This window comes from Opitutaceae bacterium TAV5 (assembly GCA_000242935.3).
In the GTDB taxonomy this organism is placed as follows: Bacteria; Verrucomicrobiota; Verrucomicrobiia; order Opitutales; family Opitutaceae; genus Geminisphaera.
The window spans coordinates 1573040-1592309 of record CP007053.1; the positions used below are offsets into that span (position 1 = coordinate 1573040).

At 62.5% G+C, this 19270-nt stretch carries 18 protein-coding genes; 10 read left to right on the forward strand and 8 right to left on the reverse strand.

Translation table 11 applies throughout. The annotated features are described in order from the left end of the window. The first annotated feature begins 5 nt into the window (after positions 1-5). A complete protein-coding gene (locus tag OPIT5_07190; protein AHF90040.1) occupies positions 6-2546 on the forward strand; it encodes a histidine kinase in 2541 nt (846 codons plus the stop codon). Positions 2547-2580: 34 nt separating this feature from the next. On the opposite strand, the gene OPIT5_07195 is transcribed toward OPIT5_07190, so the two are convergent. Together OPIT5_07195 and OPIT5_07200 are read right to left on the reverse strand one after the other, a co-directional pair. After that, a complete protein-coding gene (locus tag OPIT5_07195; protein AHF90041.1) occupies positions 2581-3357 on the reverse strand; it encodes a pantothenate kinase in 777 nt (258 codons plus the stop codon). A 67-nt stretch (positions 3358-3424) separates the two neighbouring features. Further along, complete coding sequence (locus OPIT5_07200; protein ID AHF90042.1) at positions 3425-4765, reverse strand: hypothetical protein; 1341 nt, start codon at positions 4763-4765, stop codon at positions 3425-3427. A 244-nt stretch (positions 4766-5009) separates the two neighbouring features. On the opposite strand from OPIT5_07200, the gene OPIT5_07205 reads away from it, so the two are divergent. After that, the gene (locus tag OPIT5_07205) at positions 5010-6047 is read left to right on the forward strand and encodes a transcriptional regulator (protein AHF90043.1); all 1038 of its coding nucleotides are present in this window, start codon (positions 5010-5012) and stop codon (positions 6045-6047) included. 59 nt (positions 6048-6106) lie between these two features. On the opposite strand, the gene OPIT5_07210 is transcribed toward OPIT5_07205, so the two are convergent. After that, positions 6107-6322: a hypothetical protein gene (locus OPIT5_07210; GenBank protein ID AHF90044.1), complete on the reverse strand. Its 216-nt coding sequence runs from the start codon at positions 6320-6322 to the stop codon at positions 6107-6109. A gap of 363 nt (positions 6323-6685) precedes the next feature. Here OPIT5_07210 and OPIT5_07215 point away from each other — a divergent pair, with 363 nt between their 5' ends. From OPIT5_07215 to OPIT5_07230, 4 genes are all read left to right on the forward strand, one after another. Continuing rightward, the gene (locus OPIT5_07215; protein AHF90045.1) at positions 6686-7762 is read left to right on the forward strand and encodes a glycosidase; all 1077 of its coding nucleotides are present in this window, start codon (positions 6686-6688) and stop codon (positions 7760-7762) included. A gap of 95 nt (positions 7763-7857) precedes the next feature. Beyond that, positions 7858-8547, forward strand: a complete 690-nt coding sequence (locus tag OPIT5_07220; GenBank protein AHF90046.1) for an N-terminal cleavage protein — start codon at positions 7858-7860, stop codon at positions 8545-8547. 56 nt (positions 8548-8603) lie between these two features. Beyond that, positions 8604-10199 (forward strand): endoglucanase, encoded by a 1596-nt coding sequence (locus tag OPIT5_07225; GenBank protein ID AHF90047.1) that lies wholly within the window; start codon positions 8604-8606, stop codon positions 10197-10199. Positions 10200-10237: 38 nt separating this feature from the next. Continuing rightward, complete coding sequence (locus tag OPIT5_07230; protein ID AHF94163.1) at positions 10238-10870, forward strand: hypothetical protein; 633 nt, start codon at positions 10238-10240, stop codon at positions 10868-10870. Between the two features lie 1031 nt (positions 10871-11901). Here OPIT5_07230 and OPIT5_07235 read toward each other — a convergent pair. The 5 genes from OPIT5_07235 to OPIT5_07255 form a co-directional block, all read right to left on the reverse strand. Continuing rightward, a complete protein-coding gene (locus OPIT5_07235; GenBank protein ID AHF94164.1) occupies positions 11902-12252 on the reverse strand; it encodes a hypothetical protein in 351 nt (116 codons plus the stop codon). Beyond that, a complete protein-coding gene (locus tag OPIT5_07240) occupies positions 12249-12467 on the reverse strand; it encodes a hypothetical protein (GenBank protein AHF94165.1) in 219 nt (72 codons plus the stop codon). The genes OPIT5_07235 and OPIT5_07240 overlap by 4 nt, the downstream gene beginning before the upstream one ends. A 118-nt stretch (positions 12468-12585) precedes the next feature. Then, positions 12586-12723 carry a hypothetical protein gene (locus OPIT5_07245; GenBank protein ID AHF94166.1) on the reverse strand — a complete coding sequence of 46 codons (138 nt, stop codon included), beginning with the start codon at positions 12721-12723 and terminating at the stop codon, positions 12586-12588. A gap of 68 nt (positions 12724-12791) precedes the next feature. Further along, the gene (locus OPIT5_07250; protein AHF90048.1) at positions 12792-13244 is read right to left on the reverse strand and encodes a twitching motility protein PilT; all 453 of its coding nucleotides are present in this window, start codon (positions 13242-13244) and stop codon (positions 12792-12794) included. After that, positions 13231-13482, reverse strand: coding sequence for a hypothetical protein (locus OPIT5_07255; protein AHF90049.1), 252 nt, complete (start codon positions 13480-13482; stop codon positions 13231-13233). The genes OPIT5_07250 and OPIT5_07255 overlap by 14 nt, the downstream gene beginning before the upstream one ends. Positions 13483-13662: 180 nt before the next feature. On the opposite strand from OPIT5_07255, the gene OPIT5_07260 reads away from it, so the two are divergent. From OPIT5_07260 to OPIT5_07275, 4 genes are all read left to right on the forward strand, one after another. Next, positions 13663-14079, forward strand: coding sequence for a glyoxalase (locus tag OPIT5_07260; protein AHF90050.1), 417 nt, complete (start codon positions 13663-13665; stop codon positions 14077-14079). Positions 14080-14412: 333 nt separating this feature from the next. Further along, positions 14413-15999, forward strand: a complete 1587-nt coding sequence (locus OPIT5_07265) for a sodium:melibiose symporter (GenBank protein ID AHF90051.1) — start codon at positions 14413-14415, stop codon at positions 15997-15999. 289 nt (positions 16000-16288) lie between these two features. Beyond that, a complete protein-coding gene (locus OPIT5_07270; GenBank protein AHF90052.1) occupies positions 16289-18295 on the forward strand; it encodes an ABC transporter substrate-binding protein in 2007 nt (668 codons plus the stop codon). After that, positions 18292-19266 (forward strand): ABC transporter substrate-binding protein, encoded by a 975-nt coding sequence (locus tag OPIT5_07275; GenBank protein ID AHF90053.1) that lies wholly within the window; start codon positions 18292-18294, stop codon positions 19264-19266. The genes OPIT5_07270 and OPIT5_07275 overlap by 4 nt, the downstream gene beginning before the upstream one ends. Positions 19267-19270 lie beyond the last annotated feature (4 nt).

The following is a 19270-nucleotide window of genomic DNA, read 5'->3' on the forward strand; positions in this document are numbered from 1 at the left end:
GCCCGATGACCCTGCACCGCTCCCTTCGCACCCGGTTCGCCGGCTGGTTCCTGCTGATCGGCGCCCTCGTCGTCCTCGCCCTCTGCGGCGGTTACCGCAGCCTCCGTATCAATGTCGAGGATACCCTCGGCCAGGACACGGCCTCGCGTATCGGCGAAGTGCGGCGCGAGCTCAACAACACCCACGCCCTCTATCTCGACCGCGTGAAGGCCTCCCTCCGCGTTCTCGAGCACCTCGCCACCCTCCGCGGCGCTCCCTCCGCCGGCGCGCCCGTCGACCTCGGCCCGCGCACCGTGCCCGACCTCCGCTTCGGCTCCACCCCGGTTGCCCTCGACTTCGAAATCGTCGACCAGCTCGTCCGCCTCATGGGCGGCACCGCCACCCTTTTCACCCGCGACGGCGACAACTTCGTGCGCCTCTCCACCAACATCCGGCGCGCCGACGGCACCCGCGCCGTCGGCACCGTGCTCGACCCCGCCGGCCCGGCCATCGCCGCGATCCGGCGCGGCGAGGCCTGGTACGGCGTCGCGGACATCCTCGGCCGCTCCTACATCACCGGCTACGAACCCGTCCGCGCCCCCTCCGGCCGCATCATCGGCGTCTACTACGTCGGCTACCTCGTCGAAACCCTCGACCGCCTCGGCGAGCAACTCGCCGACGCCCGCCTCCTCGACCACGGCTTTTTCGCCCTCATCGGCGAGCACGACCGCGTCCTCTTCAAGACCGGCGACGCCGACGACGCCCTCATCGCCGCCGCCTCCGCCCGCTATCCCGGCTCCGGGACCTCCTCCTGGACCGACGGTCCCTGGCACTGGCAGGGCGAGGATTTTCCCCTCTGGCGCTTCCACCTCCTCGCCGCCACCTGGCGGCCCGACATCCGGCGGCACACCTGGGCCCGCATCCTGCCCGCCTTCGGCTTCATGACCCCCGCCCTCCTCGGCGCCCTCGCCCTCGGTTTCCTCTTCGCCCGCCGCCTCTCCCGTTCCCTCGAGGAAGCCGAGCGCCTCGAGGCCGAGGCCACCGCCGCCCGCGAGCTCGCCGAGGAGGCCAGCCGCACCAAGAGCGCCTTCCTCGCCAACATGAGCCACGAACTCCGCACCCCGATGAACGCCATCATCGGCTACAGCGAAATGCTCATCGAGGACGCCGGGGACACGGGCAACGACGACGCCATCCCCGACCTGCGGAAAATCCACACCGCCGGCAAGCACCTCCTCGGCCTCATCAACGACGTCCTCGACATCTCCAAAATCGAGGCCGGCAAGATGACCCTCTACCTCGAGGACGCCGACGTCCACGCGCTCGTCTCCGAAGTCGCCGCCACCATCCGCCCTCTCGTCGAGCAAAACCGGAATACCCTCGTCGTCGAGTGCCCCCCCGACCTCGGCAGCCTCCATGCCGACATCACCAAAGTCCGCCAGACCCTTTTCAACCTCCTCGGCAACGCGGCCAAGTTCACCCACGCCGGCCGCATCACTCTCGCCGTCGCGCGCAAGCGCCACCAGAACCGCGACTGGTTCACCTTCCGCGTCGCCGACACCGGCATCGGCATGACCCGCGAGCAACTCGGCAAGCTCTTCCAGGCCTTCGTGCAGGCCGACGCCTCCACCACCCGCAAATACGGCGGCACCGGCCTCGGCCTCGCCATCAGCCGCAAGTTCTGCCAGCTCATGGGCGGCGACATCGCCGTCGCCAGCGAGCCCGGCCAGGGCACCGCGTTCACCGCCACCCTCCCCGCGCGCGTCGAGGACCCCGCCGCCCCCGCGCCCGCCCCGGCCGCGACCGTGCCCCCCTTCGCGATGCACCGCCCGCTGATCCTCACCATCGACGACGATCCCGCCGTGCTCGACCTCCTCGGCCGCAACCTCGCCCGCGAAGGCTACGCCGTGCGCGCCGCCACCAACGGCCGCGACGCCCTCGCCCTCGCCCGCGAACTCCAGCCCCGCCTCATCACGCTCGACGTCATGATGCCCAGCATGGACGGCTGGTCCGTCCTCACCGCGCTCAAGGCCGACCCCGCCACCGCGGACATCCCCGTCGTGATGGTCTCCATCGTCGAGGATCGCCAGCTCGGCTTCGCCCTCGGCGCCGCCGACTACCTCACCAAGCCCGTCGACCGCGCCCGCCTCGCCCGCATCCTCGCCCGGCATGCCCTGCCGGACCGGCCGCGCACCGCGCTCGTCATCGACGACCTGCCCGACAACCGCGCCATGCTCGCCACCCTCCTCTCCCGCGAAGGCTGGCAGGTCGTCGAGGCCGCCGACGGCCGCGCCGGTCTCGACGCCTTCGCCGCCGGCCGCCCCGCGCTCATCCTGCTCGACCTGATGATGCCCGTGATGGACGGCTTCGAGTTCCTGCGCGAGCTGCGCAGCCGCGAGGACGGCCGCGACGTGCCTGTGGTGGTTGTGACCGCCAAGGAGCTCACCCCCGAGGAGAACAACCTCCTCCGCGCCTGCGTGGAAAACATCGTGCAAAAAGGCGCGGTCAGCCACGAGGAACTCCTCGCCGACATCCGCGGCAAGATCAGCAAGCTCACGAAATCCTGAGCCCCGTCCGCGCGCCTTGCCGGCGGCAATCCGCTCACCCGCCGTTTTCCAGCTCCCACGCCGCCGCCAGCCCGAGCAGCGTCAGGTCGGGGATATCGCGCGTCGGCTGCCGCAGCCGTCCCGCCACCACCGAGGCCGCTCCGCCCGACGTGATCACCACCGGCGCCGGTTCCCCGCGCCGCGCCAGTTCGGCCAGCACCGCGTCGAGCAGCGCCTGGATCAACCCCGGATAACCCACCATCGCCCCGATCCGGATCGCTTCCGACGTCGAGTGGCCGATCACGCTCTCCACCGGCGTTGCCAGATCCTCGACCAGCGGCAACTGCGCGGTGCGCTCGTGCAGGTAACGCGTCACCAGCGCCGGCCCCGGCGCGATGATGCCGCCCTCGTAGCCGCCCGATTTCGTCACGATGTCGAACGTCACCGCCGTCCCCAGGTCGATGACCACCGCCGGGCTGCCCGCGAGCGCGTGCGCCCCGACCGCATTGGCCAGACGATCCTGGCCGATCTCGGCCGGTTCCGGATACGTGATGCGCACACCCAGCCTGCTCGCATGCGTCAGTTGCCACCACGACAACCCGGCCTCCTCCGCCACCCGGCAAACCCGCGGCGTCGCCGCCGGCACCACCGAACAGAACGCGAGCGCATCGATCGCATTGCCCGTCGCGCGCAACTCCCGGATGCGCTGCGGCAACCCGAGCACCGGATCGTCGATCGCGCGCGTGGCCACGTCGGACTGGTGCGCGGTGCGCCCGTTGGTCACGAGCCCGTAATGCGTGTTGGTGTTGCCGATATCGACGCAGAGAAGCATGCGGCCGCTACACTAGCGGAAAGCGCACTCCGGATTGCGAGCGGGAAAACCTCCGCCCGCCTCCCGACTACCAGTCGTCATCCTCGTCCATGTCCTCGAACGGATCCGGGCCCCAGCCATCATGAGCGTCGTCAAACACCGCCATGAATCGCCCCCTTTCGCGCTCCCGCCGCGCGAACTCCTGCTGCGTGCGAATGATAACACGGATTTCCTTCACCGCGTTTTTCCCGTGCAGTTCGTTCACCGATTCGCGCAACGACGCCAGTATCCCCTCCAGCCGCGCCTTCTCTTCCTCACCGTCAAACCTGCGGGTGCCGCCGGGCCCGACGCCGTACCGGTGCAACACCGCATAGCGCGGATGCGCGGCCAGCGAATAAAACTCCTGTTCCAGCGTCGCCACCTGCTCTTTCAGGACTTCGTTGTAAATCGCCAGTTTTTCGTCCGTGAGCCGCGCCGCGTGGTCCTCCTCGCGGTGAATCCACTCCAGTTCCAGCCGCAGCAACGTGTGCAGGTCGCCTGCCTTGTAGGCGGAGGTCAGCTCCTTCATCAGCGTCTCTTTTTCCGCCTTCCGCTCCTCGTCGCGTTCGAGGTCCGGATGAAGCGCGCGCGCCAGTTGCTTGTAGATGCTGCCGATGCTCCGCGTGCGCGCCTCCTCCATCGCCCGTTCGCGTTCCTCCCGTTCGAGATCCTTCTTCGTTTTCCTGCGCGGCCGGTCGCCCGCCCCCTGCCTGGCATCCCGGTTCCCCGCGCGGCCCGGGCCGTTGCCCGCCTCCGCCGCCTGCTGCATTTTCTCGTAAAGCTCGCGCTGGAATCGCGCCGCCTCCTCCGGGCTCATGTCCGCCGAAAAACCCGTCCAGTCCACGTCCACCCCCATGTCATCCAGAAACTCCTCCATGCCCTCGCGGGCTTCGGCAAACGCCTCCCGCTTCGCTTCCTCGACGGTCTGCCCGGCGACCGATGCGAAGATTTCCTGCAGGTCCTTGTCCGCCAGCCCGCCCTCGACCTCCCCGATCGAGCGGAGCTGGTCGCAGACCAGATCGCGCAACGCCTCCTTCTGCCGCTTGCCGAGCGGCGGCTTTGCCTTTTTCAGGAAAGGAAACATCAGCCGCGCCAGCGCCTTGCGCGCCTCCGCTTCCCGGCGGATCAGCGGGTGCAATTCCCCTGTGTAGAACGCCAGGGCCGCGTCGAGCCGGGCGGACTCTGCCGCCATCTCCCTGCGCAAGCCCTCCACGCGCGCCACCAGCCGGTTGAATGCCCGCTGCGCCTTGCCCAGCTTTTGTCCGGTGCTGCCGACGATCTTCAGCCCCGTCGCCGGCCGGGCCGGTGCGGAAGCCCTTCCGGCCTTGCGGGCGTCATCGGGTCCGGATTCGGGAAACATGTCTTCAAAAAGCCACTGCTGCTTGCTCATCGGAAATCCCGCCGATCCTTCCACCGTCTCCCCGGCCACCGCGAGCTTTTGTCCCGGGCATGACCATTTTCCGGCAAACCCGCGAAAGAAGCCGCTCCTCTGCGCCGGTCACCGCCGGTTTCAAAACCTCGCATCCTGACAGGATTAACGCAGACGGGTGCAAATCGGAGGCATCAGCCCGTAAAAGAATCTCCTCCACTCCGCGCTTGCGTTGAAACCGGTTTGAAATTGTTTCAGAAACAGCATGGCCACGATTTACGACATTGCGAAAGCCGCCGACGTCTCGCCCGCCACCGTTTCCCGGGTCATCAACGGCCGCGCCGGCGTGAAGGAGGAAACCGTCGCCCGCATCCGCAAGGCGATGGAGACCTCCGCCTTCCAGCCCCGCTGGAAAGCCATCGACCGCAACCGCCTCCTCGTCCTCGTGCCCGAACATCGCGGCGCCCTCGACAGCGGCTACACCTCGCGCATCCTCAGCGGCATCTGCGACACCGCCTTCGCCTCCGGTTTCGGCCTGCAACTGCGCCCCTTTGTCCCGCAAATCCGCAACAACCGCGACCTGAAACAGATGGTCATGAACGAGGGCGTCGCCGGCATCCTCATCGTCACGATGTTCCAGGGCTACTCGCTCGCCGAGAAGCTCAGCCTCGCGCAGATCCCGCACGCCATCGTCGGCTACAAGACGCAGGACGACGGCGTCTCGCAAATCCTGCTCGACGACCGCGACGCCGGCCTCAACGCCACCCGTTACCTCCTTTCGCTCCGGCACCGGCACATCACGATGGTCTCCTTCAAGCATGCCGACCACGGCCACCGGCAACGCTACGCCGGCTATGCCGAGGCCCTGAAGGAAACTCGCCGGAGCGATCTCGCTCCCGCCCAGTGTATCGAGATGGACACGACCACGATCGAGGAAGGCCGCAGCGCCGCCCGCCGCCTGCTCTCGCTCCCCGAGCGCCCCACCGCCGTGATCGTGACCAACGAGGACCTCGCGGTCGGCTTCCAGCTTGAAGCCCGCGAGATGGGGTTGAGCATCCCCGACGATCTCTCGATCGTGGCGTTCGAGGAGACGGAAAAAACGGCTTTTCTCGACACGCCCATGACGGCGATGCGCATCCCCGCGCACACGATGGGCACCGAAGCCGCAAAAATGCTTTTCTCGATGCTCAACAGCGAGGAAAGCACCGCACGACGCCCCGCCATCCAGGCTGCCGCCAGCTGCCAGACCGTGACGCTTCCCCTCTCCCTCATCGTCCGCCGCTCGACTGCCCCGGCGCCGTAGCCTGCCCGCCGGTTTCAAAATCCGCCACTCGATGACGCCCCTGCAGAGGCTCCGGACGGTCAAGCGGGGCGGTCGAAAACATCAGGGGAATTCAGCAAGGAACACAGATGAGGCAGCTCGCGGACGGGTGCCTCCAGCCGCTGTTCGAACACTGCCCATGCCTCATCACTCAACGCAAAAGTCCGGTGTTCCGCGATGTCCTCACGGGCGCGCGTGATGGCCGCCCGGAGAATGTAGTCGGTCAAATTAGCCGCGCCGGAAAGTTCCGCCGCCATTTGAAGAAACGACTTCGTCCCGGGTGAGGCTTTCAAGTGAATCTGTGCTAATGCTGTAGCCATGAGCAAATATGTTTGGTTACACAAAAGCTACACCCACATATCTTCGCGTCAACCCTCCACACGTGTTCGCCCGGTAGCATAACCAACGTCTCCAAGCTCTGAATTTTCCCCGGGGTATTCCTCAAACTGCCCGTCAGAGATACCGGTATCACTCCCGATTTCTTTTTCCTCTCAAAAAATCTGTTGACATAATGAAACAGTTTCTATTTGGTTCCATCCGTCCTCGATTTCCCGTCCTGTTTTTCTCGCCCCTCCCTGCCTCATCCCTTTTGCCACCCGTTATTCTTTTCCTTCCCGTCAATGATCGCCACGCCACCGCCACCCCTTTCCTCCCCGACCGCCGCCCGCAACGGACACCAACCCGCCCCGCCACTGCCCGGCCTGCGGAGCACCGGCCGTTCCGGCTCGCAACGCATTTTCCAGAAGCATCCCCTCAATCCGCTGCTCACGCCTGCCGATTTCCCCGGTGGCCGCGTCATGTACGCTTTCAACCCCGGCGCGATCAAAGTTGGCGACGAGTACCTTATGATCGTCGATGCCGCCACGCTCGCGCAACCCGTGGTTTTCTGGCTCGCGCGCAGCCGCGACGGCATCCAGTGGACCGTCGATCCCGAACCGCTCGACTGGCCCGCGCCCGACCACACGCATGCCGAGGATTGCGTTTACGATCCGCGCATCACGCCCGAACCCGGCAACCCCGGCAGTTATCTCCTCATGTACGCCAGCAGCAGCGAAGCCACCGGCTGCCGCCTCGGTCTCGTGCGCACCCGCGATTTCAAAAAATTCGAGCGCATCGGCATTGTCAGCGAGCAGGGCAACCGCAACGGCGTGCTTTTCCCCGAAAAGATCAACGGCCTCTATGCCCGCCTCGACCGCCCCTTCGGCGACCCCAACGACACCTGCGGCATCTGGCTCAGCTACTCGCCCGATCTCATTTACTGGGGACGCACCGAACCCGTCATGAGCGCGCGCCCCGGCCTCTGGGACAGTCTCAAGGTCGGCGCCGGCTGCGTCCCCATCCGCACCGGCAAGGGCTGGCTCGAAATCTATCATGGTGTCACGAATACAGGCGCCGGCCTCATCTACCGCCTCGGCGTGTGTTTGCTCGATCTGCAAAACCCGGCAAAGGTCATCGCTCGTGGCGAGGACGCCGTCCTCTGGCCCGAGCACGACTACGAACTCACCGGCCGTGTCGGCAACGTAACCTTCACCTGTAACGCCATCGTTGAAGAACCCGACACCGACAGCGACCAAACCGTCCGCATCTACTACGGTGCAGCCGACACCTGCATCGGCCTCGCCGAGGCAAAACTCGGCGACCTCATCGACGCCTGCTTCACCAAAAATCCGATACGCCTCCAGCTGGTGAAACAGTAAATCCTCTCCCGTGCCCCCACCCGACACCGCTGCTTCCGGAGCTTCGCCGGATGCCACCCCCCCCCTGAACCAACCCGAAAACCTCCATCCATGCCATGAAAACTTCCGTCGTCAGCCGCTCCCCCCTCACCGCCTTTACGCTGATCGAATTGCTCACCGTCATCGCCATTATCGGCATTCTTGCCGCGATTATGATTCCCACGGTCGGAGCGGTGCGCAAAAAGGCTAAAAACGTCACCGCCCAATCCAACCTCCGGCAGATATTCAACGCGTTCAAACTCTACGCGCTCGATAACAAGGACGAAATCTGCCCGGGAAACGACCCGCGCGAAACAGGCCGTATGCAACACTTCCCCTGCCATTTGCAGCGTTACATAAACCAGCCTTGGGTCGCCGGGTATCAAACGCAGAGAAACATATTTTACTGCCCCCATGAGCCCTCCCAGAGCAATCCTGACGCCTACCTGGAGGGCAGCTATACAATGAACTATTACTGCTCGGGCGAAGCAACACCCTTCCTGGGGATCATACAACCACGTCCCAAAAGATTCTCCGATTTCGAAAATCCCCAGCTCATGGCCTTTCTGTTTGAAAACATACTGGGCAAAAGTGGAAGCAGTATCGGAATGCACGCGGCCTACAATCCCGCCAACATCATGAAACACGACGACAAGACGCTGATTCTGTTTCTCGACGGCAGAACCCAGCTTCGCTCAACCATAGAACCATGGGATTCCGGCATGTGGATCATGCAACCTCCGCCAACAACACCACCGTCCCCCTGAGCTTCATCACATCCCCCGCTCGCACATTCAAGGCAATGTCACCCGCCAATAATATCATGAAGCTCATTCCCCCCGCCTCGTTAATATCACGGATGCTCCTCCCCGCAGTCCTGCTGATGGCCGTCCCCCTCCCCGCCCAAACAGGAAAAGATTACCTCCCCTATTACAGCATGGAGCTTGACAACCCCATCCTCAAAAAACGGCTGGAAACACAGGGAGGCATCGTCACCGCCGACGACGCGGACGGCAAACCCTGCCTGAAAGTGGAGATTTCCGGCGGACGGAACACCAAACGCATCACGATTCCCATCACCGCTCGCGGCGTGGAAATCCTCGCCACCGGAAAAGTGCGGGGGACGGCTATCAACAACGTCGCCCAAAATTACAATGGACTCAAATTCCAGCTCTATTATCAAGCCGCCGAGGGCGGCAAAACCCACCAGGATGCCGCCAATCTGCGAGGCACCTTCCCGTGGGCGGACATGGGTGTCATTGCCTACATCCCGGAAGACGCGCAAGCCGCCGCCCTCACCATCGGCCTGGAAGCGTGCGAGGGCACCGGCTTTTTCAGGGACATCGAAATCAAAACTCGCAAGGTGAATGCTCGCAAAACGGCAACCCTGCTCGCGCCGGAGAAGCTAACCTATAACAAAACCATCCTGCGCGGCATGATGTCGCCCAATCAATATAACGAGGGCGATTTCGAGGCGCTGAAACGCTATGGTGCCAACGCCATCCGCTGGCAACTCGGCCAGAAACCCGCGTCTATAAACTATCAAACATGGCTGGCCGCCGAACTGAACGACCTCGAACGCGCCCTTGCCGCCGCGCACCGCAACGGCATCGGCGTCATAATTGACCTGCACGCGCTCCCCGGTGGACGCCTGCCCGACGGCACCCTGAACCTCGTTCTGGAACAAGCTCCCCAGGATGAGTTTATTGCCGTGTGGGAAACCATCGTCCGGCGCTTCAAGGACGCCCCCGCCTTGTGCGCCTACGATCTGCTCAACGAACCCGTCCAGACTCGCCCCTCCCCCTCCTCGCTCGAAAACTGGCTCGGCATCCAGATAAAAGCAGCCAAAGCCATCCGCGCCATCGACCCCCGAACCCCCGTCATTATCGAGACCGACCAATGGAACGCGGCCCAGCCCTTTAAATGGCTCGAACCGGTGGACATCCCTAACGTTATTTATTCAGTCCACATGTATTGGCCCGGCACCTACACGCATCAGGGAGTGCGAACGGACCAGGGCATCGCCAAGGACAAGAACCTGAAAAACTCCGCCCTCCATTACCCCGGCGTCATTGACGGGAGGCAAGTGGACAAGGAAGCGTTGCGCCGCTACCTCGCGCCCGTGCGCGAATTTCAACGAGCCAACAACGCCCGCATCTATGTCGGTGAGTTCAGCGCCATCCGCTGGGCACCGGGCGCGGCGCAATATCTCGATGACTGCATCTCGATATTCGAGGAATACGGCTGGGACTGGACCTACCACGCCTTCCGCGAATGGCCGGGCTGGAGCGTCGAGCACGAAAACGAACCGTATGACATCCGCAACCACACCCGCGCCACCTCGCCCACCGACCGGCTTCAGGTCCTCCTGAAATACTTTTCCAAAAACCGCCCGTTTTCACGCGAACCCGGAAAATAAAAACCATCAACGACCCTGAACCCGTCATGACAAAACGTATGATAACCAAAATCCTCCTCCCGATGCTCGCTGCATCCTGCGCCGCAAGCATTGCCGTAGCCGGGGTCGAAGTCCAGAAGGCGGACATAACCGACGGCAAATACCTGTTCCAGACCTCGTTTCAGGACACAGGCAAAACCCGCATCAGCACCACAGGCGGCATTCTCTCCCAAGCCGAACCCGCCCCTGCATTGACGCATGTGAACGGCACAGCGGAAAGCTGGGTCCAGACCAAGCCCGATGTCACATTCGCCGAGTTGATCATAAAATTTGATTTCGGCAAGACGGGTGCGAAACCGGCCAGCCTGGTGTTTGAAACCGCCATCGGCGTCCATGAAGGCCATGCCTCGCTGAAAAGTTATTACAAACTCGGTGACACCGGGGAATGGACGCCGATTCCCTCCGCTGACCAGGATCGCTTTGATGGCTGGCCTGCACTCAATTCCGGTTTCACCACCTTCCCCGTCAGTCAGTTGAACGACATTGTTTATTACAAGGTCACCATTGAAAAGGAACCCAAGGCCAAAATCCGCTGGGGCCTTGAAGGAAAGGAAGGCGGTGCGAAGGCACCCGACGATTCCGCCCTCCTGACCAAAGGCCACGGCTTCGCCATGCAATTCAAACTCAAATAAAAACACGCTCTCCCAATTAATAATCCAGCCTCAAACCATACTAATATGAAAACCAGATACATTCCGATGACACTCGCAGGGATTCTGCACACCGCATTAATACTCTCACCTCTAAACGCCGCCGTAACCGTCGATCCGCTTGAAATCGACGGTGGAAACTCTTATACTTTCAAGACGACCTATAATAATCCATCAGGGTCAGCACACACTTCACGGTCTGCAGGAATACTCGCCTACGCCGATGAGATAGGAACTGCGGTGACTTATTCAAATGGAACCTCGGAAGGCTATGTGATAGCACAAAACGCCACAGACGTGGTCATCAAGTTTGATTTCACGAACACCAGCTATCAGGCAACAGGCTTTAATTTTGAAGCCGGATTCGGGAAAAGCGGGGCCGCAGACAAATCCGTTTCGTTAAGCTATTATTATAAATTGAGTGAAGCCGGGAGCTGGGTTCACATTGATGGAGCTGACAAGAGTGGAACCAGCTTTCCCGGTTGGCCCTCCCTTAGCACAGGCGTCGTTAGCTCATTTGCAGCAAGCCAGGAGGTTTATTTCAAGGTGGCATTCACCGTCGAAAGCGGTGCCGGTCTCCGCTGGGCATACGAGAACCCCAATGCATTCGCAGGCGGTTCTGCGGGTGCATTGCTTGGCAAGGGAAATGGCTTCGGTATCCAGTTTGATCTGGCAGCCGTTCCCGAGCCTGCGACAGGAGCAATGTTTCTTGGCATTCTCACATTGCTGATTTCATTCGTTATATGGAGGCATAACAACCAAAGACATTTGTAGGAGAACCTCCAATGTCCGGGCGGGAGGCGGGGCGGGACAAACATTTCACGATGGGGCCGGGCCGTTGTTTGTTGATTCTGCCGATTGACGGCCCCTCCCCTCCTCCCTGAAAAGATCGTCGCCGATCCAAGATTGTGCCCGTACTTAAGGAGTCAATACGCCCGGAATTCTCTCCGCCGCCCGCCTCGCCGCTCCCCACCATCAGGCCAGCGACACCGCACGGGACAAACGCTAAAAAATCAACGCCTCCATTTCTGATTTCGTTTCGCTCGCAATAACTTGCGTCTCGCTTCCAGCATTTGCCGAATCCGTTTGGGCTCCTGCCGCATATCAAGCACTGCCACCACCGTCGTGACCCTTTCTTCGATCACATAATAAACCGCATAGTAACTGCGCTGAAGAATGACACGCCGGTAAAATCTGTATTTTTTCGGATACAATTCCGGATTCCATTCGATCCAGCGGATCGCATCGTCAAACTTCTCGGTAAACTTCTCTGCCCCATCAGCCAGCCACGAATCGTAAAAATCGAATGCCTGAAGCAAATCATCCTCAATACGTTCAAGGTATTCGACAGGCTGGCTTTTCATTTCCGCGCCCGATCAAGCCTGCGCTGCAATTCCTCACGCGTGATGCGCTTTATTTTCCCCGCCTTATAATCCGCCCAACGCGAGTCGAGCGTTTTCCTGTGTTCAGCCGGAACAGGCAGACGATCACTCACGCCGGAAAGCCAGAGATCTTCAGCCAGTTCAAATTTCTGTTTGCGTGTCAACTTCTGTAAATCCGGATACGTGGCAAGACTCATGGGGTGGAAGGCTAGGCTGAACCAACTTCCGGTCAATCTTCTCGACTCTCCTTTTCGTAAAACGCCAGAGCCGCCAGCAAATCCACCCGCGCCCCGGGGTGCAGCGCATACGGCTTCATCACAGCCCATACCGCCGCCGGAGCTCACCCATGACTTGTTCACCCAACTCCACCTGCGCCTCCCTGGCGAGTTCATCCCGCGATTGCCCCGATTGAAGCAACACCGGTTCCGGAACCTGAATGGCTAACGCGCCCATGTCGGCAACCTGCCCCAGGAATGCAGCAAAGACAAGCACCGCGCCCGAGGCCGCGCCCGCCCCTCCCTTCACGCCGGCACGATCAACCTGAGCCCGACCGCCCGCACCAGGTTTTGCTGCTTCACATCAAAACTCACAAACTGCCGCATCTCCAGCTCCAGAGCGCTGGCCACATGGAGCACGTCCAGTGTCCGCGTTCCCAGCGTGCGACTGTGGTCGCGACTGAGCTGGCAGGCCCGGTTGAGCGTCGCCCTCCAGAGCAAGTCGGCCTGCCGGTATCGGCCTTGCTGGAAATCGTCATCCAGCGCCGCCAACGCGCTCCCGAACGCCTGTTCATCCAAAAAACCGCGGTGGACCGCGAGAGCCAGCGCATTGGTCAACTCTACCCGTCCGTGATGGGTTACCGCCAACGATCCGCCCACTCGCGCGCGCCAGGCAGCCATCACCCGCGATTGTGGCTCGTTGATGTAGAGCTTCAGAAGCGCGCTCGGATCAACGTAAGTTTTGTCAGCGGTCGCCACGATTGTCGTCGATCAGAGACTGCGCCTCGGCCGTGCTGATTGGCTGCGGCTGCCAGGTAGTCAAACGCGCCCAATAGTCCACATGCGGGGGGGGCTTGACCTTCGGTGGCGTGTGCAAGACGAGGCGATACTTTGTCCGGCCGTTTTCAGAAAGGAGCACCTCTCCATCCGTTTCCACAAGATGCCGTATCTTCGGAAAGTGATTTCTCAGATCGCGTATGGTAGCAGTAGCAGGCATAAATCCGGATGGTGTGAGACAAAAATGTATCCGGGCGTTCTGTTTCGCAAGCGAAGACTTCATCGCATGCCGTGTTATCCCGAGCCGGGTTCCAGCCTGAAATCTGTTCTGCCCTCGCCCTCTCGTGGCCTCACCTTGCGCTTGGCTCATCCAGCCCCATACGCCAGGTTCTGATTCCCTATGAGCACCACCACCGAAACACCGCAACCCTCCGTAACCCCCTCCTTCCGCGCCATCGAATACGCGTTCACCGTCAACCCGATCACCGACGTCGCCCGCGCCCGGAAATTCTACGAGGAAATCCTCGGCCTGAAAACCGGCTCCATCTGGGAAGACGCGCAGTTTTCCTGGATCGAATACGACCTCGGCGCGCACACCCTCGCCATCACCAAGTCCGATCCCGACTGGAAGCCGGGCAGCGGTCCGGCCATCGCTCTCGAGGTGGAAGACTACCCGGCGGCCATCGCCCACCTGCGCGCCCACAACGTGAAGTTCATCATCGAACCCACCGAGTCGCCCGTCTGCCGGATGGCCGTCGTCGCCGATCCCGACGGCAACGGCATCATCATCCACAAGCGCAACGCCCACACGCACTGATTCTGCGTCTCCCCCCCCCCGGCGGGTGACGACCGCGTCACCCGCGTGATACCCCTTCGATCGCCCCTCCTTCGCCAAGACGCTGTACAAGCGTCGCCTTGCTTTCGACTGTTCCCACCGGTCTCCCGGCATTTGTTCCGCTTCTGGACAAATTCGCCCCGCTTTCGCCCTTTTACCCGCCGGCAGCCGGAACAGATTTTTCTGTGATTCCCGATTTTGCGCATGCGTTGCACTCGCTTGCTTCGCATTCCCGCGCCCGCCTCCATCCACCTTTTACGGCCTTTTCCCGTCCCGGATCCGCAATAACCGGCCAACACCTCCCTCCCGACTCCCATGACCTCTCCTGCCCGCATCTCCGAAAGCGACCGCATCCCCCTTGTCCAGAAACTCTCGTTCGCCGCCGGCGTGAACATGGACTACGTCGCCACCGGCCTCATGACCGGCACGCTCTGGATGCCTTTTTTCAACATCGGCCTCGAGATGCCGGCCGTTGTCCTCGGCCTCATCCTCATGGTGCTGCGCGCCTGGGACGCGCTCACCGATCCGATCATGGGCAACCTCTCCGACAACGCCCGCACCCGCTGGGGGCGCCGCCGTCCCTTCATGTTCGTGGCCGCCATAACGACCGCCTGCCTGTACCCGATCATGTGGCACTTCCCGGAAAGCGTGCGCGACGGCACCTCCTGGCTCGTGCATGTGGCCGACTGGATCCCCTTCATCGCCAAACTCGAACTCGCCGCCCCCGAAAAGGCTGCATCCATTTACCTGATACTCGTCGGCATGATCTTCTTCGCCAGCTTCACCGTCTGGTCGATGCCCTACTACGGCATGCAGCTCGAGCTCACGCCCAACTACGACGAACGCACCCGCCTCACCGCGTGGATGACGCTCTTCGGCAAGATTTCCTCCCTCGCCGGCAGCTGGCTCCTGCTCTTTGTCATCTTCGTCGGCATGCTCGCCCTCGGCGACCCCAAGGCCCTCGAAGGCAAACCCGCGTTCCTGCAAAAACTGCTGTCCGGCATCCAGCCCTGGCTCACCTCCTTCACCAACCCCCATCCCGGCGAGAAACCCATCGTCGTCGGCATGCGCCTCGTCTGCTGGCTGATCGCCCTCGGCATCGTGTGCTTCGGCCTGCTGCCCGCACTCTTCGTCAAGGAACGCTACTACAAGGCCGAGGCCAGCAAACAGGCGTCCGAACCGTTCTGGAAAAGCATCGGCGAATCCATCCGCTGCACGCCGCTGTGGGCGCTCATCAGCATCTCGTTTTTCCTCGTCCTCGGTTCCAGCTCCGTCGGCTCGCTCGGTCAGTATGTGAATTTCTACTACGTTTGCCATGGCGATCTCGCCAAGGGCGCGATGATCGCCGGCATGAAGGGCTCCGTCATCGTCGTGGCCGGCATCGCGTCGATCCCCCTCTTCACCTGGCTCGGCGAGAAGTTCGACAAACGCACCATGGTCATGACCATGCTCGCCAGCAGCATGACCGGGCACCTGCTCAACTGGTTCCTGATGACGCCCGCGCATCCCTACTGGCAAATCATCCCCGGCGTGTTCGAGTCGAGCGCCATCGCCGCCGTCTGGCTGTTCCTGCCCTCGATGAAGGCTGACGTGGCCGACTGGGACGAGATCCACACCACCCGCCGCCGCGAGGGCGCGATCAACGCCTTCTACTCCTGGTTCATCAAGGCCTCGCTCACCGCGTCGATGGGCATCGGCGGTGTCGTCCTGCAAATCTCGGGCTTCAATCCGAAAATCGGCGACCAGCCGCAGGAAGTGGTCAACCGCATGTTTTTCCTCTACCTGACTCTCCCCCTCATCATCTGGTCGGTTGCCATGCTTTCCGCCTGGTTCTACCCCCTCGGCCGCGCCCGCTCCGCGCAAATCCGCGCCGAACTGGAAGCGCGCCGCGGAGCATTATAGCCGGCCTTCCCGACGATTCCGGCCAACCAACCCCAGGGACTCCGGATTTCTGCACCAGGCCGCAAAGAACGCATACCAGCGCAAGGGATTACCCGTTATCTTCTTCGCGTCCTTTGCGGCCTTTGTGTAAAACCAGAAATATCCGGGACACGGGTATAACCCGCGCACGCCTGTCGCCCTTGCCGCGCCCGCCCCGAAAAATGCATTTCAACAACACGTTTGCCATCCCGCCCCGCGTCATTCCCTCTATCCGGTCAACCTGCGATCACATCGAATGCTGCGAGAAACCATGACGCCAAACGGCTTGCCACACCGCGCCCGCCCTGCCTTCCGCCTCTCCCTCCCGCTGCCTGCCTCCGTTTCCGCTTTCGCCGCCGGTCTCCTCGCCGTCTCCCTCCTGCTCGCCTCCGGTTGCACCCGCTCCGCCCCGCCCGCCGCCGATATCACCCTCGCCCCCCTCCCTGCCGACGCCGAAGTTTCCCCCTTCCCGCCCGATCCCTCCCTCACCCCGCCATCGGCCGCCGCCGATGCCGATGCCACAAACCCTGCGGACAACTCCACACCCCAAACCCCAAACCCCGAACCGCGCCGTTCAGGCGCCGCTGCCGACCTGCTCATGGTCCAGACGCAGCCCGGCGACATCGCCACGCTCAATCCGCTCATCAGCGAAGACCAGTCCTCCTCCTCCTCCATCAGCCTCTTCCTCGAAAGCCTCGTCCGCGTCGACACCACCACCGGCGAAATCATCCCCAACCTCGCCCTCTCCTGGGACATTTCCGACGACGGCCTCCGGTACACCTTTCACCTCCGCCACGGCGTCGCCTGGAGCGATGGAAAACCCTTCACCGCCGACGACGTCGTTTTCACCTGGGAAACCTTTTATGTAAAAGAAACCGACCCCGCCACCGGCCAGCCCGTCCTCGACAAGGAGACCGGCCGCCCCCGTCTCAGGTTTCCCTCGCGCCCCGCCTATTTCCACCTCGTCGAGGGCGAGGAAGTGCGCGTCGAGAAAATCGACGACCACACCGTCCGCTTCACCACGCCCACCGTCTACGCCCCCTTCCTCCTCTTCGGCGGCGGCCAGTCCATCCTCCCTCGCCACATCCTGAAACCCTTTGCGGACGACGGCACGCTCCTCGACCAGTGGAGCATCAACACCGCCATCAATCACCCCGCGCAACTCGTCGGCACCGGCGCCTTCATCCTCGATTCCTACCGCCCCGGCGAACGCATCGTCTTCCGCCGCAACCCCAACTACTGGAAACGCGACACCGCCGGCAACCGCCTCCCCTACATCGACCGCATCGTCACCCGCATCGTCGCCGACGCCAATGCCAGCAACGTCGCCTTCGCCCGCGGCCTCACCGACGTCGAGGGCATCCAGCCCGACAACGTCACCTGGATTTCGCGCGGATCGAAAACCTTCGACTTCACCCTCCACGACCTCGGCCCCGCCAACGCCATCAGTTTCGTGTGGTTCAACCAGCACCCCGGCAAGGACGCCGACGGCAAACCGTACATCCCGCCGTACAAACGGAAGTGGTTCGACGATGTCCGCTTCCGCCAGGCCGTTTCCCACGCCGTCAACCGCGAAGGCATCGTCCGCGGTGTGTTCGCCGGCCGCGCCAGCCCCATCTCCAACTACGTTTCCCAAAAAAACGCCGGCTGGTACAACCCCGACGTCCGCCGCTACCCCTACGATCCCGATCGCGCCCGCGCCCTCCTCCGTGAAGCCGGCTTCACCTGGCGCGGCGACCGCCTCCACGACGCCGACGGCCACGCCGTGGAGTTCTCGCTGATGACCAACAACAGCAACAACCTCCGCACCGAGATGGCCACCGTGTTTGCCGAAAACATGGCCGCGCTCGGCATCCGCGTGGAGTTGCAGTTCATCGACTTCAACACCCTCGTCCGCCGCACCTCCGAATCCTTCAACTACGAAGCCGGCCTCCTCGGCTTCGCCGGCGGCGCCCAGGATCCCTACGCTTCGAAGGACATCATCATGAGCAACGGCCGCCTCCACGTCTGGAACCCCTCGCAGGCCAAACCCGCCACCGAATGGGAAACGCGTATCGACAAGCTCATGACCGAGATCGGCCGCGAACTGAAATACGACCGCCGCCGCGAACTCTTTTTCGAGGTCCAGGAAATCCTCGCCGAGCAGCAGCCGCTGATCTTCCTCGTCACCTCCAACGAATACACCGGCATCCGCAACCGCTGGCGCAACGTCACGCCCACCCCGCTCGGCGGCATCCTCTGGAACCTCGATTCCCTCTGGGCCGAACTGAAACCATGATCGCCTTCATCATCCGCCGTTTTTTCACGCTGATCCCGTTGCTCTTCGGGATCACGCTGCTGGTGTTTCTGCTGATGTCGCTCGCCCCCGGCGATTTTCTGACACCGATCAAGATGCAGCGCGACGTGCCCGCCGAACTCATCGCCGATCTCGAGCGTCAGTTCGGTCTCGATCGCCCCTGGTATCTCCAGTATTTTTACTGGCTGCGCGAAGTCGTGCAGCTCAACTTCGGCTACTCCTGGACGTTCAAGGTTCCCGTGGTCGATCTCCTCGGCCAGCGCCTCTTCTCGACCTTCCTGCTCTCGCTCACCTCGGTGCTTTTTTCCTGGTGCATCGCCATCCCGCTCGGCGTCCTCGCCGCCATCTACAAGGATTCGATCTTCGACCGCGTCAGTTCGTTCCTCGCCTACGCCGCGCTTTCCATCCCGGAATTTTTCCTCGCCCTGCTCGCCGTGTATTTCGCCGCCCGCACCGGCTGGTTCCCGCTCGGCGGCTCCACCTCCATCGAATACGACTTCCTTCCCTTCGGCGCGCAGATCCTCGACCGCCTCCATCACCTCATCCTGCCGACCATCGTTCTCGGCATCGGCGGCGTCGCCGGACTCATGCGGATCATGCGTGCCAATTTCCTGGATACGATCCGCGCCGAATACGTGCAGACCGCACGCGCCAAAGGCGTCCCGGAAGGCTGGGTCATGTTCAAGCATGTCCTGCGCAACGCGATCAACCCGCTCATCAGCGCCTTCGGCTTCGCCTTTTCGAGCCTCCTCAGCGGCGCGCTCATCGTGGAAATCGTCATGAACTATCCCGGCCTCGGCAACCTCATCTACCAGTCCCTCCTCCGCGAGGACCAGTTCGTGGTGCTCGCCTCGATCATGATGAGCTGCGTGATGCTCGTCCTCGGCAACCTCGTCGCCGACCTCTGCCTCGCCTGGTCCGATCCGCGAATCCGCCTCGAATCCAACGACTGATCCC

Coding starts and splice junctions, on each gene's coding strand:
- OPIT5_07190 (AHF90040.1), top strand. CDS start 6: ATGACCCTGCACCGCTCCCTTCGCACCCGGTTCGCCGGCTGGTTCCTG.
- OPIT5_07195 (AHF90041.1), bottom strand. CDS start 3,357: ATGCTTCTCTGCGTCGATATCGGCAACACCAACACGCATTACGGGCTC.
- OPIT5_07200 (AHF90042.1), bottom strand. CDS start 4,765: ATGAGCAAGCAGCAGTGGCTTTTTGAAGACATGTTTCCCGAATCCGGA.
- OPIT5_07205 (AHF90043.1), top strand. CDS start 5,010: ATGGCCACGATTTACGACATTGCGAAAGCCGCCGACGTCTCGCCCGCC.
- OPIT5_07210 (AHF90044.1), bottom strand. CDS start 6,322: ATGGCGGCGGAACTTTCCGGCGCGGCTAATTTGACCGACTACATTCTC.
- OPIT5_07215 (AHF90045.1), top strand. CDS start 6,686: ATGATCGCCACGCCACCGCCACCCCTTTCCTCCCCGACCGCCGCCCGC.
- OPIT5_07220 (AHF90046.1), top strand. CDS start 7,858: ATGAAAACTTCCGTCGTCAGCCGCTCCCCCCTCACCGCCTTTACGCTG.
- OPIT5_07225 (AHF90047.1), top strand. CDS start 8,604: ATGAAGCTCATTCCCCCCGCCTCGTTAATATCACGGATGCTCCTCCCC.
- OPIT5_07230 (AHF94163.1), top strand. CDS start 10,238: ATGATAACCAAAATCCTCCTCCCGATGCTCGCTGCATCCTGCGCCGCA.
- OPIT5_07235 (AHF94164.1), bottom strand. CDS start 12,252: ATGAAAAGCCAGCCTGTCGAATACCTTGAACGTATTGAGGATGATTTG.
- OPIT5_07240 (AHF94165.1), bottom strand. CDS start 12,467: ATGAGTCTTGCCACGTATCCGGATTTACAGAAGTTGACACGCAAACAG.
- OPIT5_07245 (AHF94166.1), bottom strand. CDS start 12,723: ATGGGCGCGTTAGCCATTCAGGTTCCGGAACCGGTGTTGCTTCAATCG.
- OPIT5_07255 (AHF90049.1), bottom strand. CDS start 13,482: ATGCCTGCTACTGCTACCATACGCGATCTGAGAAATCACTTTCCGAAG.
- OPIT5_07260 (AHF90050.1), top strand. CDS start 13,663: ATGAGCACCACCACCGAAACACCGCAACCCTCCGTAACCCCCTCCTTC.
- OPIT5_07265 (AHF90051.1), top strand. CDS start 14,413: ATGACCTCTCCTGCCCGCATCTCCGAAAGCGACCGCATCCCCCTTGTC.
- OPIT5_07270 (AHF90052.1), top strand. CDS start 16,289: ATGACGCCAAACGGCTTGCCACACCGCGCCCGCCCTGCCTTCCGCCTC.
- OPIT5_07275 (AHF90053.1), top strand. CDS start 18,292: ATGATCGCCTTCATCATCCGCCGTTTTTTCACGCTGATCCCGTTGCTC.